Source organism: Litoreibacter sp. (genome assembly GCF_058136045.1).
Genome location: NZ_JBYVDD010000008.1, coordinates 207,603 through 222,181, shown reverse-complemented (window position 1 = coordinate 222,181; position 14,579 = coordinate 207,603). Strand labels below are relative to the sequence as shown.

Sequence of the window (14,579 nt, the reverse complement as noted above, 5' to 3'; positions counted from 1 at the left end):
CTCGTCGCGCGCCAGCCTAGAGGGTTAGTTCCCGCCCAATAACTTGCGCAACGCGTCCTTGGCTTTGTCCTCAAGGCCTTCTTTCAGCGCATCCTCAGCGCTTTGCCCGTCCTTGCGCACCACGCCCAGCTCTTCTTTCAACTTGGCTGCGGCCTTGGCTTTCAGCTCAGTCTCTTTCGCCTTTGCCTTGGCTTTCAACTCGGCCTCTTTAACTTTAGCCAGCGCTTTCAATTCCTCTTTCTTGGCCTCAAGCACAGTGTCGATCAAGGCCTCCAGATCAGGGCGGAAGCGGATATTATTCCACGGGCCTTCGATCAAAATAGGCACCCGAATACCGTCCTTCAGCCGACCTGCCAGCGCCACAGGTTCCACGCGGTATTTGATTGTCTGCCCGCCCAGATCAAGGCTGCCTTTGCCCGTCGCAGTCAATAGCTCTGCCACGAAATTCAGGTCCGAGTTGTGCAAGATACCACCCGCAATCGTGAAGCTGGCGGTGATATCGTCAAACACGGTCTTGGAGCCGTCACCCTGATAAGACGCATCGAGGTTTTTGATCATGCCCGCGATATCGAACCCCAGCAATTCACCACGGCCGACATCCATGCGCCCGGAGCCTTTCAGCCCGTTCATGATCTCGTTCATCGTGCCGCCAACGCCCAAAAACTTCAACGACATGGAGGCGTCTCCGACCAACCGCTCGAAACCCGCGAAGTCGCGCAACACCTGCTGCATCGCCACGCCCGAGGCGGAAAGGTCACCGCCCACCGACAAGCCGCCGCGCCCGTTTACCACGAATTGCCCCGATACCGAGCCGCCAAATACACCGACTTCCCCGAGGTTTAGCACCAAGCGAGAACGGTCCAACGTACCCTTCACATCAGTCGCCGCCAGTTGGATGGACCCCAGATTAATGGCCTTGGCTTTCAGGGAGAACTCCCCGTTCACGCCGGACAATCCTGACACGTCAATGCGCGCATCCGACCAGCCGCCCGCCCCCGCATTCGCCGCCCCGTCACCGGAACTGGTGTCGGTGCTCATCGCCGAAAAATCCAAGCTGCCGCCTTGCAGGCGCGCGGTCACATAGGGCGTGTCTTTAAGCGCAATATCCACTGCGCCCGTCAGCTGGTTCTGATCCAAATCGATCGTGGCATTGCGGAAAAATACTTGATTATCAGCGGTTAAGGTCAATTCCCCAGAGGCTTTCACCTTCTGCCCAAGCCCCACTGGGATGCGCGGGGCGGTTTGGTCCATCAGCGCAAACAGCGCATTTTGATCGGTGATTGAGGCCGTCAAGGCGCCCTTGGCCTGCACGGGTTTCATCCCTGCGTTGCCCTTGAAACTGGTGCTATTTCCACCCGCACTCGCCGTCAGGTCAACCGCTTGCACGCCGCCATCCAATAATTGCTGCACCCCGACAATCGAGCCGGACAGTTTGACCGCTTGCCCCTTCAAAAGCGCCGAGAGATCGACCTGCCCCACGCCCTTGAGGTCGGCAAGGCGCAGGGTCGCGTCCAACGCCGATAACGCATAAGATTTACCCGCCTGCGCGTCCGTAAAATCCACTGAGCCATTGGTGATCTGCGCCAAAGGCAGTGAGACATCCGCAGTGTCACCGCCGCCGTCATCTTTGCCCCCAATGTCAGAGACAAAATCCCAATTGGCGCGCCCGTCGCGGGCCTTTTCCAACCGGATCACCGGCGATTGCACATCGAATGCCTCGACCACGATATCGCCGCCCAACAAAGACGAAAACCCAACGCCCATTTCCATCGACGCTGCTTCCAGCATCGGCCCCTGACGTGACCAATCGGCGTTGGCTATCGAGACCCCTTCAAGCTTCACCCCCAACCGTGGGAATAGCTGCGGCGACACATCACCACTAATGCTCAGCGCGCGACCTGTGTTTTTGAGAAACTGCGCCTCGGCAATCCGCGCTATTTTGTCCGAGGGGATTAAAAACAGGGCCGCCACGGCAATCACCACAAGGGTGATCAGGGTAATAACGATCCGAATAATCCAACGCATGGGGCCTGCTCCTCTGACGGGTTTGGTAACAACCTAGGCATCCGAAGCGAAAGCTTCAAGCAGCCGCTAACAACTCACTATTGAGTAGGAAAGACACATAAGTTGCTGCTCTCCCGGAGTAATCTCCCATGCCTCCGCTTCATCGCCCTCAGTGGGTATTTGGCGCGCAACATCTGGCCCGCGCACAATACCCCAGTCCGAGCAAATGTAGCATTTGTTATCCAGCTCTATCGGCTCATCAGGCTCATCAGGATCAAAGTCTGGCAATGGGCCATTTTGGCCAAACCGGTCGCGGTAGGTGTCACGGCAGATTATTTCAAGCGCTTGGGATTCAAGAGTTAGCATATAAGTGGTCATATAGTTGCCAGCACCTTGCCAAGCGCGAATACCAGCACGCACCCTTTCGCGTAATAGATTACCGGCTCCGTCATGGGGCACCCGAGATGTGATAAGGTTGGCCACGGGTCTTGCGAAGAAAACCTGCCCCGAAAAATACAGGTCGTTATAGTACATTGTCGTGTCTAAGTACTGCGCGGCCAAAGTCGCGCACCGGGACGGCGCATTGGTTGTGCTGGAATAGGCCACGGGTGCTGGGGTGTAGATGATCCGACTGTAGGGCTTGCCAACAGGGTCCCCGAACCGGTTCAGCCGCTGATCTTTACGTGTAATCGCCCCTGCAAAGGCTGCGAACGTCGTTCGGGCGCGGAAAAACATCGACCGCTTCAAACGTGGCCTTTGACCGGGAAGCGCCCGTTGTGGGTAGTCGTCAAACTCCCAGCGTTGATCGGTAACCGCGAAATCCCCTGTCACAGCGTTGGACACCGCCTCAACCCCACTGCGGATGTGACCGAAGGTTTTAAAACCACCAAGGCAATTCATGTCTTGCGGCCCAGCCTCGACGCACGGCACGTTGGACACAAAATACGTGTCCGTGCTGCGTGCGTGGCGGTCGATGAACATCATGCAAGGCTTCAGTCTCTTCAGATTAACCGTCGGCAGCGTGCTAACGAGCCTAGCCTCCCCATTCCTGCCTTCGATAAAGGAGCAGTCCAGCACCATCTCAATGTCGCGCTGCCCCTTCATCCTTGTCGCCAAACCGCGCCCAATCCTGCGGGTTCCGTCAAAAATAATCTCGTGGTCGAAACTCAGCAGCCGTCTTATTCCCCCCTGCTGGAAACCGCCTGAGACAGGTCCAATCTGCTGGGCCAAGGCACCCTTTGGTTGGCTCTGCGCAAATACTGGCAGCGCAAAACCTGTGGCCGCCGCAATCATCAATACCACCACGAAACGACTTACATTTAAAAAGCCTCTAAACATTTCAATATCCCCTTTCTAATCTGTGAGCAGCATCCGTGTGTGGAAAAGAGAAAGCAACATCGCGCTGCCCTTTTCACAGTTTTCTCCCACTTGGATTGCTGGCCAGCCGAACAGATATTCCCTTCCCGCCCCCATCGCGCTACGCTATAGCGGCCCTCATGGCTCAAAACCCACCTACCCTCCGCCCCGATCTGGCACCGAAGCTGAAACTCAGCGAGGCACCACGCGACGGCCAGCCCAAAATCGGCATGGTCTCCCTCGGCTGTCCCAAAGCATTGGTCGATAGCGAACGCATCCTCACCCGCCTGCGCGCCGAGGGCTACGCCATCTCGCCCGATTACGCAGGCGCCGAGGCCGTCATCGTCAACACGTGCGGCTTCCTCGATTCCGCCAAGGCGGAATCACTTGATGCCATCGGCGAGGCCCTCTCCGAGAACGGCAAAGTCATCGTCACCGGCTGCCTTGGCGCCGAGGAAAACTTCATCCGCGGCACCCATCCAAGCGTGCTCGCCGTCACAGGCCCCCACCAATACGAGCAAGTCCTCGACGCCGTGCACAAAGTCGTCCCCCCCGCGCCCGACCCGTTCATCGACCTGCTGCCCGCAACTGGCGTCTCGCTCACACCGCGTCACTACAGCTACCTCAAAATTTCCGAGGGCTGTAACCACAAGTGCAAGTTCTGCATCATCCCCGATATGCGCGGCCGCCTCGCATCACGCCCCGCACGCGCCGTGCTGCGCGAGGCTGAAAAGCTGGTGGATGCTGGCGTCAAAGAACTCCTCGTTATCTCCCAAGACACCTCCGCCTTTGGCACCGATTGGAAGGACCGCGACCACAAAACCCCCATCACCCAACTGGCCCGCGATCTTGGCAGCTTGGGCGCGCAAAAAGAGCTGTGGGTGCGCCTGCACTACGTCTACCCCTACCCCCATGTACGCGACCTGATCGAGCTGATGGCAGACCCCGCCAACGCCATCCTGCCCTATATGGATATCCCGTTTCAGCACGCCCACACCGACACGCTCAAACGCATGGCACGCCCCGCCGCCGCCGCTCGTACCCTGGACGAGATCGCCGCCTGGCGCGCCCAATGCCCCGACATCACACTGCGCTCCACCTTCATCGTCGGCTTCCCCGGCGAGACGGAATCCGAGTTCCAAACCCTGCTAGATTGGCTGGACGAGGCGCAACTAGATCGCGTCGGCTGCTTCCAGTATGAAAACGTCGATGGCGCACGCTCCAACGCTTTGCCCGACCATGTGGCTGATGAGGTCAAACAAGACCGCTGGAACCGCTTCATGGAAAAATCCCAAGCGATATCCGAGGCCAAACTGGCCAAGAAAGTTGGCACCACACTGCAAGTCATCGTGGACGAAATCGACGAAGACGCCGCCACCTGCCGCACCATGGCGGATGCGCCAGAGATCGACGGGAACCTGTTTATCGACGAAGGGTTCGAGAGCTTGAAGGTCGGCGATATGGTCGACGTGGTTGTTGATGAGGCTGGGGAGTATGATCTGTGGGGGAAGGTTGAGTTGATGGCTGCACTTGGAAACCATCACAGTAACTTGTGAGCTTCAGATTGCTTTTTTTACCCTTTTTTAGTTGATATAAGGTATCACAGTGATATCTAGTCTAACAACGGTGAGTCGGAATGAGGTTAAAGTTTGGCTAACAGCGGAGCGTGGAATAAAAAAGAAGCCACTGAAAATATACGAAAAATGGCCAAATCAACGGATTTCGGTATTCACTACAAGCTGCATGCCCGTGAGCGCTTAGCCGAACGCAACCTGATAATGTCAGACATTCTGTTCGTTCTTAAGAACGGCTTTGTTCACACAAGTGCCGTGAGATCAACGAGAGAAGGATACCATAAATACGCCATTGAGTGTCGATCACCAAATAGTGGCGGAAGAGAAGTTAGGGTCATTGTGATCCCTGACTCCAAGACATGTAAATTGAAAATTGTGACAGTCATGTGGGTAGACGAAAAGTCCACCAATGCAGGAACAATTGTGAGGAATGAAGATGAAATACCATTACACTGAATGTGGTCTAACCAATATTATTATTGAAGGATTATCAGTGCTAGTCGACGATGAAGGTGATGAAGTAGTGGAAATTCCTTACATCAACGACCTTCACCGCGCCATTGCATCTGGGATTGTCTTGCACGAGCAAGGCATGAGCGGTGCAGAGTTGCGCTTCCTTCGTAGTGAAATGGGTATTACTCAAGCTGAACTTGCAACCCTCCTCCACAAGGACAAACAAACTGTTGGAAGGTGGGAGCGTGCAGAATCAGAAATAGACGGCACTTCCGAAACCATCATTCGGAAATACGCTATTGAAAAGCTAAAACTAGATATTTTGGATGGAATTGACGAGCTCTCAAAGAAGAGCGTTGCCACTGCGCATGACCAAACGATATCTATCATAGCTAACGACACCAGCTACACTCTGGCAAAAAAAGCTGCTTAATCAAATCCGCTGGCCCTTAACAGGGCCAGCTACCTAAGCGCAATGCTGTGCACTAAACTGATGCACAAGCTTTGGGATTTAAGGCTCGGGACCACTCGAACCCGCTCCTCCATTCACCTCAAAACACGACACAAAACAAACCTCCCGTTCGAGGCTCCGCCCGTTTTCACCTGAATTGATCCACTGGATCAACTCCAAGACGGTTCAAACCCTCCCCCATGGGGAGGGCGCTTCGCACCCCCTGCGCTACTGCGCGTTCCAGCCTCAAACGCTCCACCGGAGCCTTTGCGAGACGGCCTTCACCCCCGAGGCCCAAACACTCCCCTAAACCTCACGCTCAACTCAGCACCCAGCTATTGCCCCCTTCACACATGCCACATTAACCAATTCACCACCGCGCGCGACGTTAACCCGTGCCAAATCGCCAAATCCGGCCATCTTGCCCGACGCAAAGCCGACGTGAAGCCGATGCAAATCAGACACCCCTTTTCCCAATAAAATAACGGTTAACTTACGATTCGAAGCGTCATCGCCCAAGCCGTGCCAAATGGCCCGACAGCGCCATTAACTTTTGCGCGCCTCAAAATATATTCGCATACAATCTTGCACCCGTCGGAACCGATCACCGCCCAGTTTTACTCCGCCAAACCAGCGCGTGACCACCACGACCTCGCCCACCAGCCCTTCACGCTCCAGCATGCGCAAGATCACGATCCCCGCCCCTGCTTCGCCGTCATCATTTTTCACCGGTGTGCCGTCAGGCAAGATTACAGCCCATGTATTATGCGTGGCTTTTGCGAATTTCTTCTTACGTTTCAACGCTTTGACAAATTTAGATGCCGCTTCACGCGTGGTCACGGCCTCGCCAGATACAGCATACTTCGAGCCGCGATCCGTCAGGATATTTTCAAGCACTAGCATAGCCGCCACCCTAGGCCCAATCTCGCCAGAGCACAGCAGAAACCTGCTATTGCCCCTTCAGTAAACGATCCCAAACATCGCGATTTTCACAGGCATCGGGGGCTGACACCGGACCGTCCCACTGCCGATCCAGCCATTTATCACAGTCGCGTGCAAACGCACATTTCCGGCAGCGCGAGAACAGATTTGCATAGTCATCGCGGCTTATGCGCCCCTCGTCCAATGCAGCCACCATGTCCACACCCGTCGCGCGCGCCATGCCTTTGGTTAGCCAAAAATGTGTTTTCTCTTCGCCCAACGGGCGGAATTTATCGTCCATAAAGGGAGCATACGCGCGCGGCCCCCTTAGCGTTTGATATGCGTCAAAGCTTTGCGTTAACCCTGCGAACCGTCTCAATTCGCTGGGCGTTTGGCGGGTGCGAGCCAAGAAAACGGTCGCCGGGATCAGGGATGCGGGTAAAGAACTGCGCGCCTTTGACCGGATCAAACCCTGCGCGTTTAGCAATTACCGTGCCAAGGGCATCTGCCTCCAACTCGTTGTTCTTAGAGTAGGCCCGCGCGCCAACCGTGCCACCAACGCGTTGCCCTGCGCTAACATCAAGCCCAACAGAGGCCGCGATAAGTCCGCCAATGATTGCCCCGCCAATCGCGGATTGTTGCTGCTTTGCCAAATGCTTAGAGATATGGTGCGCAGCCTCATGCCCCATCACAAAAGCAATTTCATCACGATTTCGCGCCTCGGCTATCAGCGCGATCGTAAACCCCAAAATGGGCCGCCCCGACTTATCAAGCGTCTGGAATGCGTTGGGGGGTAAGTTGGCGCGCTCATCCACGACGATCTTGAAGTCACAGTTCAATTCCGGCGTGCGCGCACGACATTCACGTTCCGCCACTGGCTCCACCTGACGAACCACCGCTTTGTAATTGGTAATCGCCGTTCGGGTCGACACGCGTGGGCTCGTCGTTGTGGGTTTGGTTTGGGTTGGCGCAGGCTTGGAAGGTGTCTCGGTCGTCTCAACCGTGCAGGCCCCAAGGGCCGCCGCAGCAAGTATAGGGAACAGAAAACGCATCAATAAACCTCACCTAATTTTCAACGAATGTAGCCGCCCAGCCCCGCGCCGCCAAGCCCAACGGATCAGCAATTGCAATTTCACGCCTGCCCAAGCAGAGTTGGCGGCAAAATTAACACCCTCGGAGGCCCCATGTTCACAATCGAGCACGAGTTTGACGCCACCCTGATCACCCTCATCGACGAGGGCGCGCCGCATTTACAAGGCGACATCACGATCAGCGCCTTCGCCAGTTGCATCACGATGGAGCAACTCGAGCTCCATACTGACCGCATCCATAAAATCACCCTTTCAATGCAGCAGGCCCGCAATTTGGCTGCCGCCCTGAACCTGCCGGAAGGCAGCTACAGACTGGAGAAACAACATGACTGAAACTGGCTTTTTCTGGGATGAGAAATGCTTTTGGCACGCGGGCGGGGACTTTGCCTTTACCGTGCCCTTGGGCGGGTTGGTGCAACCTTTGGCTGCGGGCGGCCTACCAGAAAACCCCGAAACCAAGCGGCGCTTAAAGAACCTCATGGACGTCACGGGCCTAACCGAAGAGGTGATGTCACGCAGCGCCCCAGAGGCGACATGGGACGATCTCGCACGCATCCACCCGGAAAATTTCTTGCGTAAGTTCAAAGAGATGTCCGATGCAGGGGGCGGCTCGTTAGGGTTGCGAACCCCTTTCGCGCAGGGCGGCTACGAGATGGCAACCTTGTCGGCGGGGCTTTCCAAGGGCGCGTTATTTTCGGTTCTGCAAGGCGAGACACGCAACGCCTATGCTTTATCGCGCCCGCCCGGCCACCACTGCCTGCCGGATTTCCCCAACGGCTTTTGCCTGCTCGCCAACATCGCCATCGCGGTAGAGGCCGCCTTGGCACACGGTTTGACCGACCGCGTTGCGGTGATTGACTGGGATGTACACCACGGCAATGGCACCGAGGCCATTTTCTATGACCGCGACGATGTTTTAACTATCTCGCTGCACCAAGAACGTAACTACCCGATGGACAGCGGCGACGCCGAGGATCGGGGCGTGGGTGTGGGCGAAGGCTACAACATGAATATCCCCCTGCCCCCGGGCGGCGGGCACGCCTTGTATATGGAGGCAATGGAGCGGTTGGTTTTGCCTGCCCTCAACGATTTCCGGCCCGACGTGATCATTGTGGCCTGCGGTTATGACGCCGCCGCGATTGACCCATTATCGCGCATGATGGCCACCGCCGAGACCTTCCGCGCCCTCACCGAGGCTGCCATGGAAGCGGCCGCCGATCTTTGTGGAAGCCGCCTCGTGTTGGTCCATGAGGGCGGCTATTCTGAGGTCTATGTTCCATTTTGCGGCCACAACGTGTTGCAGCAGATGTCAGGGAGCCAGATCATCGCCGCCGATCCGCTGGCCGAGACCTTCAATCTTCGCCAACCCTCCGAACGGCTGGCCCGTATGCACAGCGAATTTATCACCGATCTGGAAGGCTTTTTCTTCTAAGGCATCACTTTGCCGCTCTGGTTCAAAGCGTTGCGGCTGGCGTTCAAGGCAGGCGCCTTGGGCCACCTTATCTTCAAGTCATCAACAGCGACACTGTAACAACTAAGTCGCACAAGACACTGAAGTATAAGGAATTAACAAATGAAACTTCTTACTATAATCACCGCCACCGCCCTTGCCGCAACTCCTGTTTTGGCTGAAACGCCTGCTGAAAAATTCGGCCAGTCGCACACCAGCGGCACCGCATCCCACGCGGCCTATGCCGCCGCGGTTGTCGCACTGTCTGGCGATAATGTTGACGATCAAATCCCTGCCGAGACCAACGCATCGGTTACCCGCAGCACCTCTGCAGGGCACCTACAACTGGCCAAAAACATGGGGGTTTCCCCTAATGAGTTCACCACTGCTGAACTCGCAAAAATGTTCATTGGCGCATATGACTGATCCCCTTCCCCCCGTGTAGGATCAGTTATCACCCCGGCCAGCACACACTGGTCGGGGTATTTTTTCATGTCACCCTATGGTCTGCGCGAAATTGGCTGGGAGAGACACCAAGGTGCTTTTTAAAGCTGCGCGATAAATGCGCATGATCTGCAAACCCGCAGCGCACAGCAATTTGGCTCAAGGATGCGCTGCCCTCGCCCAACATCCTGCTGGCCGCTTCTAAACGAACCTGAGCCACAAATCGCATCGGTGTTTGGCCGACTTTTTGTTTGAATTTCCGCGCAAAGGCGGCCTCGCTCATGCCGACTTCTCCAGCCAGTTTAGCGGGCGTAATTTTATCCCCCAAATGGTGTTCGATATAGTCCACCACCTGCGCATAATGCTGCATCCCGAACCCATGGCTGAACGCCACATTCACCTCTTGCGGGTCGCCATACCCGCGTACCAAAAACACCAAAAACAGCCGAGCCAACGCATCAAAAACCACATCAAAGCCCAATTCAGCCGAGTGCAGAGTTTGTTGCATTTTTTCAGCCATGCTCCGTAACTTGGTATCGTGGATGAGCACTTCCTGTTCCAAACGGCAGCCCTTCACCAAGACCTTTAATTCGGCTTGAACAAAGCGGCGCATTGACGTCGGATTGATATGAATAATGATCACTTTGGCCGGATCCAGCCATTGCCACGAAATCAACCCACCCGAATGTGCCAGCGCAATATCACCATGGTGCAATGTGAACCGCTCGGTGCGCCCGTTCTGGTCAGAAATAATCCGAATGGGCGCATCCTGAACCGGAATGATCAAGCTCAAATCGCTGCTGATGGCCGGTGCGCGCGATCCCGGGGCACTTTCAATATATTCGAAATGCAGAACCCCATCGAGGCTCATCCGAGACAGCTTTCGCACCTCAGAACCATACAAGCGCGACACAATCAGGTTTTTATCGTTTAATCCCATTGTGACATGCACCCACCTAAAATGAACTGAATAGTTCACATCAAATAGGAACCCGGCAATGCCCAATCAAGGCACCGGCTTAATCAAATTTCAAAGTGGCGGTTATTCGCGTATTAACACCACCTAAAGCGACGCAACCAACACCAAAACACTCAACACAATCAATGCAATACCTGCAATTTCCTTGGGAGTACTGCGTTCTTTGAAAATGAAGTAAGACGCCAAAAACGTGAACACCAATTCGACCTGCCCCACTGCCTTCACATAGGCCGCATTTTGCAACGCGAAGGCCACAAACCAGCCAAACGAGCCGCACATCGACGTAAGGCCAACCAGCGACGACACCCGCCAAGAGGCCACGACGCGGGTAATTTCGCCCTTGTCACGCCACGCCAACCACGCCGTCATCAGCACCGTCTGATATGCCGTGACCATAGACAGGGTCACGCCGGCGCGCACGATCACATCCGCGCTGTCAACTTGCAGCGCTGCGCCGCGATATCCAACTGCGGACATCCCGAATAGCAACCCCGAGCCAAGCCCGAAGCCCACCGCCTTATTGAAAAACCGCGCACCGCCTTTGGGCGGGTCAGACAACAGCAAAACCCCGGCAAACCCGATGGCGATTGCCAATACGCCGTAGCCTGAAATCCCTTCGCCCAGCACGACCAAGCCGATCATTGCGGTCAAAAGAACCTCGGTTTTCTTGAAGACGATGCCGACAGCAAAATTGCGCTCTGCAAACAGCGCCACAACGCAGGCCGTGGCCAAGATTTGCGCCAAGCCGCCCCAAAGCGCGTATCCCCAAAAGGTCGGCGACAGCTCGGGAAATATCGCCCCCTGAGCCTTTAGGTAAGCCCAGACCCCCAAGGCCACCAAGGGGCTGGAAAACAAAAATCTAGAGAACGTCGCGCCACCCGTTGACAGCTTTGTCGCCTTGAGGTGTTTTTGCAGCATGAAGCGCAGGTTTTGCATGAAGGCTGCAAAGATCGAGACGTAAATCCAAAGGGCCATCGTGCTCTCCCAAAGCGCTGCTTGGGCTATCTACACCCTTGCGCGATCAGGCGTCCAGCTTCTCTTTGATCCGGTGCCATAACGGGTGGGCCACAGGGTCCTTCGCTCGGAACATAAATCGCGCGAATATGGCCCCGTAAGAGCGATAGACATAGCCTCCGTTATACGCCAAAAACCGTTCTTTCTTTCCCCGATACAAGGTAGGTAAATGATACCATGCCACAGCAGGATGCATGTGGTGTACTGCATGTAAGTTGTTATTTAAAAACAAGAAAGATAGAAGCCCGCGATCCTCAATGATCACCGATCTTTCGCGCGATTGCTCTTCGGCTCGGTGTTCTAGAAAGGTGCGAATTTTTAGGATTGATAGCCCCAAATAAGCCGCCAAGATGTAAGCCCATAGCGGCATCTGGGATTGGACCACAGCCCAGATAATCATCGCAGATGAGACCAAATGCGCCGCCCAGCTACGTGCAATATCACCCCCGCCCGCACCTAAGTCTGCGCGCATAAAACTCCATTGCCCCAAGGCTGGTCCCAGCAACATCCGCCCCGCCAGACTATTATTCACTCGGTACACAGCCTTCAGCCAGACCGGCAACGCATTCCAGTCGCCCTCGGCCAGAAAGTTGGTTTCCGGATCGTCATAGGGATCGGTCAGGCAAGTATCTCGATGATGGGCCAAGTGCGTATCACGGAAGCGGCCATAGGGAATGGCCAAATTCAGGGACGCGCGCACCAGCAACGCGTTGAGCCACTGCACTCGAAACGGATGCCCGTGCAGGGCCTCATGTTGTAGCGAGGATTGCTGTGCGACGGTCAAAACCACCAGCACAATCGCTGCAAACAATGACCACTGCGACATCCAAAATACGGCCAAAACCCAGATTACATAGGTCGCGACAAGTACCAGCAGGGTTGGCCATTCGACGCGAGGTTGTGCCTCAGCCATGGGTCTGCTCCACGGGCGTTACCCCCCAGACAATTCGCGCCCAAATCCGCTCGTAGATCACATAGCTCACCAACCCTAAGCATGAATTGATCAAAGCCATCCCGCCACCGACAGCCCATGATCCGGTCGAGATATATCCGACTGACAGCATCATCACGAACCCCAATGCGGTCCATAAAATCGCCTTGGTCAGGCTTCTAGTTTTGCTTTCCATACATATCCCTTTTCTTGTCACTACCTATCGTGATCAGTGACTGGCCGACCATTCGGAACATAGTTCACATTTTCCATCATTGGTGATAAAACCCAACACTATGCCGCATATATTAGACAAACGAGACCGATCAGACTTGTTCCGCACCCGCTTAGCCGCCGCGATGGAGCGTAACTCCGTCACTCAAAGCGCCCTTGCGCGCGCCATTGGGGTGGATCGCTCGACCGTGTCCCAACTGCTCAAGGGCAAAACTGCACGCCTGCCAAACGCCCAAGTGGTGGGTGAATGCGCCCGCGTGTTGGGGGTCTCGGCCGATTGGCTGCTGGGCCTCACCGACCGCCCAGAGCTGGCCGCCGATCTGATGGCCTCGGCGCTGACCTTCACCGAGGCCCCACGCGCCTTGGTCGACGAGCAAATCTACAACTGGCACCGCGAGGCAGCCGGTTATAAAATCCGCCATGTCCCCGCGTCCTTGCCTGATATGTTGAAAACCCGCGACATGCTGGAGTGGGAATACTCCCCCCATCTGGGCCGCACAATCGAGCAGGCCATCGGGGCCTCAGAGGACCGCCTGACATGGATGCGCAATGCGGGATCCGACTATGAAATTGCCCTTCCGGTGCATGAATTACACGCCATGGCACATGGTACAGGCTACTATTTGGGCCTACCTGCCGAAACACGCCGCGCACAAATAACACGGCTATTAGACCTACACGAACAGCTCTACCCGACCCTGCGCATCCACACATTTGATGCGCGCAAACTCTACTCTGCCCCGGTCACAATTTTTGGCCCAAAACTTGCGGTGATCTATCTGGGCCGCAACTATCTAGCCTTCCGCGACCGCGAACGGGTGCAAGCCATTACGCAACATTTCGATGGGTTGGTCCGCGAGGCCGACCTGTCCTCGCGAGACTTACCGACCTTGCTGGAGCGGTTGTTAAGAGAAGTCGGCTAGGGCTTCATCTTAATCAAACATCCCCGCCGGAGGCATTTCAGACCTTTGGATCAGGGTTTTCCGTATGCCCGTCCACGGCAATCACCTGCCCAGACACCAACCGCGCCGCATCCGACCCCAAGAAAACCGCCATATTTGCGATATCTTCTGCCGCCACAAACTGCCGCATTGAGGTGCCCGCCGCGTAGCCCTCATAGACTTGATCGCGCGTCATGCCTTTGGCCACTGCTTCACGCGTCAACACCCCTTCCATTCGTGCGCCTTCCACTGCGCCGGGACAAATGGCATTGGCGCGGATGCCATGCGGGCCTAACTCCATGGCCAGCGTTTTCATCAACCCGATCACGCCCCATTTTGCCGCCGAATAGGGCGCGCGGTTGGGGTAGCCATATAGCCCAGCCGTAGATGACGTCAGCACCATCGCCCCCCGCCCGGCCCGCTTCATCATTGGCGCAGCAAACTTCGCCGCCAGAAATGCGCCCTCTAGGTTGACCGAGACACAAGACCGCCACTCCGCCAGCGCCACATCTTCCACCAGCGCCGTTGGCCCTGCCACGCCCGCATTGGCGCAAAGCACATCCAAGCCACCCCATGCGCTTTCAATCTCAGAAAACAATGCGCCCATGGCGGCCTCATCGCAGGTGTCCACCGCATTCGCCTGCCATCCATCCGGCACATCGGACACATCCAAATCGCTGACCCAAACCTGCGCACCCGCAGCGGCAAATGCCTCCCCCATAGCGCGCCCAATGCC

At 56.0% G+C, this 14,579-nt stretch carries 18 protein-coding genes; 7 read left to right on the top strand and 11 right to left on the bottom strand.

Translation table 11 applies throughout. The features are described from left to right. Window positions 1-24: 24 nt before the first annotated feature. Together AC3Y7R_RS13155 and AC3Y7R_RS13150 are read right to left on the bottom strand one after the other, a co-directional pair. The gene (locus AC3Y7R_RS13155; protein ID WP_490042506.1) at window positions 25-2,025 is read right to left on the bottom strand and encodes an AsmA family protein; all 2,001 of its coding nucleotides are present in this window, start codon (window positions 2,023-2,025) and stop codon (window positions 25-27) included. A gap of 66 nt (window positions 2,026-2,091) precedes the next feature. Further along, the gene (locus AC3Y7R_RS13150; protein ID WP_490042505.1) at window positions 2,092-3,342 is read right to left on the bottom strand and encodes a hypothetical protein; all 1,251 of its coding nucleotides are present in this window, start codon (window positions 3,340-3,342) and stop codon (window positions 2,092-2,094) included. Between the two features lie 158 nt (window positions 3,343-3,500). On the opposite strand from AC3Y7R_RS13150, the gene rimO reads away from it, so the two are divergent. From rimO to AC3Y7R_RS13135, 3 genes are all read left to right on the top strand, one after another. Continuing rightward, window positions 3,501-4,916, top strand: coding sequence for a 30S ribosomal protein S12 methylthiotransferase RimO (gene rimO / locus AC3Y7R_RS13145; protein ID WP_490042504.1), 1,416 nt, complete (start codon window positions 3,501-3,503; stop codon window positions 4,914-4,916). Window positions 4,917-5,009: 93 nt separating this feature from the next. After that, window positions 5,010-5,390, top strand: coding sequence for a DUF4258 domain-containing protein (locus tag AC3Y7R_RS13140; RefSeq protein WP_490042503.1), 381 nt, complete (start codon window positions 5,010-5,012; stop codon window positions 5,388-5,390). Next, window positions 5,371-5,820 carry a helix-turn-helix domain-containing protein gene (locus tag AC3Y7R_RS13135; protein ID WP_490042502.1) on the top strand — a complete coding sequence of 150 codons (450 nt, stop codon included), beginning with the start codon at window positions 5,371-5,373 and terminating at the stop codon, window positions 5,818-5,820. Before AC3Y7R_RS13140 ends, AC3Y7R_RS13135 begins: the two co-directional genes overlap by 20 nt. Window positions 5,821-6,162: 342 nt before the next feature. Here the strand turns inward: AC3Y7R_RS13135 and AC3Y7R_RS13130 are convergent, their stop codons facing one another. The 4 genes from AC3Y7R_RS13130 to AC3Y7R_RS13115 are packed head-to-tail and all read right to left on the bottom strand — an operon-like array spanning window position 6,163 to window position 7,811. Beyond that, window positions 6,163-6,357, bottom strand: coding sequence for a hypothetical protein (locus tag AC3Y7R_RS13130; RefSeq protein ID WP_490042501.1), 195 nt, complete (start codon window positions 6,355-6,357; stop codon window positions 6,163-6,165). A gap of 27 nt (window positions 6,358-6,384) precedes the next feature. Next, window positions 6,385-6,741 (bottom strand): YigZ family protein, encoded by a 357-nt coding sequence (locus tag AC3Y7R_RS13125; RefSeq protein WP_490042500.1) that lies wholly within the window; start codon window positions 6,739-6,741, stop codon window positions 6,385-6,387. 46 nt (window positions 6,742-6,787) lie between these two features. Next, complete coding sequence (locus AC3Y7R_RS13120; RefSeq protein WP_490042499.1) at window positions 6,788-7,060, bottom strand: DUF6455 family protein; 273 nt, start codon at window positions 7,058-7,060, stop codon at window positions 6,788-6,790. 43 nt (window positions 7,061-7,103) lie between these two features. After that, entirely contained in the window at window positions 7,104-7,811 is a 708-nt protein-coding gene (locus AC3Y7R_RS13115) for a M48 family metallopeptidase (RefSeq protein ID WP_490042498.1), read from the bottom strand. Between the two features lie 132 nt (window positions 7,812-7,943). Between AC3Y7R_RS13115 and AC3Y7R_RS13110 the strand changes: the two genes are divergently transcribed. The 3 genes from AC3Y7R_RS13110 to AC3Y7R_RS13100 all read left to right on the top strand — a co-directional run bounded on the left by AC3Y7R_RS13110 (window position 7,944) and on the right by AC3Y7R_RS13100 (window position 9,726). Further along, on the top strand, window positions 7,944-8,183 hold the full coding sequence (locus AC3Y7R_RS13110; RefSeq protein ID WP_490042497.1) for a DUF8831 family protein: 240 nt from the start codon (window positions 7,944-7,946) through the stop codon (window positions 8,181-8,183). After that, window positions 8,176-9,282, top strand: coding sequence for a class II histone deacetylase (locus tag AC3Y7R_RS13105; RefSeq protein ID WP_490042496.1), 1,107 nt, complete (start codon window positions 8,176-8,178; stop codon window positions 9,280-9,282). Before AC3Y7R_RS13110 ends, AC3Y7R_RS13105 begins: the two co-directional genes overlap by 8 nt. Window positions 9,283-9,423: 141 nt before the next feature. Beyond that, window positions 9,424-9,726, top strand: coding sequence for a hypothetical protein (locus tag AC3Y7R_RS13100; RefSeq protein ID WP_490042495.1), 303 nt, complete (start codon window positions 9,424-9,426; stop codon window positions 9,724-9,726). A 64-nt stretch (window positions 9,727-9,790) separates the two neighbouring features. Here AC3Y7R_RS13100 and AC3Y7R_RS13095 read toward each other — a convergent pair whose 3' ends face one another. From AC3Y7R_RS13095 to AC3Y7R_RS13080, 4 genes are all read right to left on the bottom strand, one after another. Beyond that, window positions 9,791-10,684: a helix-turn-helix domain-containing protein gene (locus AC3Y7R_RS13095; RefSeq protein ID WP_490042494.1), complete on the bottom strand. Its 894-nt coding sequence runs from the start codon at window positions 10,682-10,684 to the stop codon at window positions 9,791-9,793. Window positions 10,685-10,807: 123 nt separating this feature from the next. Then, window positions 10,808-11,698 carry a DMT family transporter gene (locus AC3Y7R_RS13090; RefSeq protein WP_490042493.1) on the bottom strand — a complete coding sequence of 297 codons (891 nt, stop codon included), beginning with the start codon at window positions 11,696-11,698 and terminating at the stop codon, window positions 10,808-10,810. Between the two features lie 46 nt (window positions 11,699-11,744). Further along, window positions 11,745-12,650, bottom strand: coding sequence for a fatty acid desaturase (locus AC3Y7R_RS13085; protein WP_490042492.1), 906 nt, complete (start codon window positions 12,648-12,650; stop codon window positions 11,745-11,747). Next, entirely contained in the window at window positions 12,643-12,864 is a 222-nt protein-coding gene (locus AC3Y7R_RS13080) for a DUF2061 domain-containing protein (RefSeq protein ID WP_490042491.1), read from the bottom strand. Before AC3Y7R_RS13080 ends, AC3Y7R_RS13085 begins: the two co-directional genes overlap by 8 nt. A gap of 100 nt (window positions 12,865-12,964) precedes the next feature. Here AC3Y7R_RS13080 and AC3Y7R_RS13075 point away from each other — a divergent pair, with 100 nt between their 5' ends. Beyond that, entirely contained in the window at window positions 12,965-13,825 is an 861-nt protein-coding gene (locus AC3Y7R_RS13075) for a helix-turn-helix domain-containing protein (RefSeq protein ID WP_490042490.1), read from the top strand. A 37-nt stretch (window positions 13,826-13,862) separates the two neighbouring features. On the opposite strand, the gene AC3Y7R_RS13070 is transcribed toward AC3Y7R_RS13075, so the two are convergent. Continuing rightward, window positions 13,863-14,564, bottom strand: coding sequence for an SDR family oxidoreductase (locus AC3Y7R_RS13070; protein WP_490042812.1), 702 nt, complete (start codon window positions 14,562-14,564; stop codon window positions 13,863-13,865). Window positions 14,565-14,579: the final 15 nt, after the last annotated feature.

What these genes read in the sequence shown, in the direction of transcription:
- AC3Y7R_RS13115 (WP_490042498.1), bottom strand. Translation starts at nt 7,811, where the DNA reads ATGCGTTTTCTGTTCCCTATACTTGCTGCGGCGGCCCTTGGGGCCTGC.
- AC3Y7R_RS13085 (WP_490042492.1), bottom strand. Translation starts at nt 12,650, where the DNA reads ATGGCTGAGGCACAACCTCGCGTCGAATGGCCAACCCTGCTGGTACTT.
- AC3Y7R_RS13135 (WP_490042502.1), top strand. Translation starts at nt 5,371, where the DNA reads ATGAAATACCATTACACTGAATGTGGTCTAACCAATATTATTATTGAA.
- AC3Y7R_RS13070 (WP_490042812.1), bottom strand. Translation starts at nt 14,564, where the DNA reads ATGGGGGAGGCATTTGCCGCTGCGGGTGCGCAGGTTTGGGTCAGCGAT.
- AC3Y7R_RS13100 (WP_490042495.1), top strand. Translation starts at nt 9,424, where the DNA reads ATGAAACTTCTTACTATAATCACCGCCACCGCCCTTGCCGCAACTCCT.
- AC3Y7R_RS13125 (WP_490042500.1), bottom strand. Translation starts at nt 6,741, where the DNA reads ATGCTAGTGCTTGAAAATATCCTGACGGATCGCGGCTCGAAGTATGCT.
- AC3Y7R_RS13075 (WP_490042490.1), top strand. Translation starts at nt 12,965, where the DNA reads ATGCCGCATATATTAGACAAACGAGACCGATCAGACTTGTTCCGCACC.
- AC3Y7R_RS13110 (WP_490042497.1), top strand. Translation starts at nt 7,944, where the DNA reads ATGTTCACAATCGAGCACGAGTTTGACGCCACCCTGATCACCCTCATC.
- rimO (WP_490042504.1), top strand. Translation starts at nt 3,501, where the DNA reads ATGGCTCAAAACCCACCTACCCTCCGCCCCGATCTGGCACCGAAGCTG.
- AC3Y7R_RS13095 (WP_490042494.1), bottom strand. Translation starts at nt 10,684, where the DNA reads ATGGGATTAAACGATAAAAACCTGATTGTGTCGCGCTTGTATGGTTCT.
- AC3Y7R_RS13105 (WP_490042496.1), top strand. Translation starts at nt 8,176, where the DNA reads ATGACTGAAACTGGCTTTTTCTGGGATGAGAAATGCTTTTGGCACGCG.
- AC3Y7R_RS13090 (WP_490042493.1), bottom strand. Translation starts at nt 11,698, where the DNA reads ATGGCCCTTTGGATTTACGTCTCGATCTTTGCAGCCTTCATGCAAAAC.
- AC3Y7R_RS13120 (WP_490042499.1), bottom strand. Translation starts at nt 7,060, where the DNA reads ATGGACGATAAATTCCGCCCGTTGGGCGAAGAGAAAACACATTTTTGG.
- AC3Y7R_RS13080 (WP_490042491.1), bottom strand. Translation starts at nt 12,864, where the DNA reads ATGGAAAGCAAAACTAGAAGCCTGACCAAGGCGATTTTATGGACCGCA.
- AC3Y7R_RS13155 (WP_490042506.1), bottom strand. Translation starts at nt 2,025, where the DNA reads ATGCGTTGGATTATTCGGATCGTTATTACCCTGATCACCCTTGTGGTG.
- AC3Y7R_RS13150 (WP_490042505.1), bottom strand. Translation starts at nt 3,342, where the DNA reads ATGTTTAGAGGCTTTTTAAATGTAAGTCGTTTCGTGGTGGTATTGATG.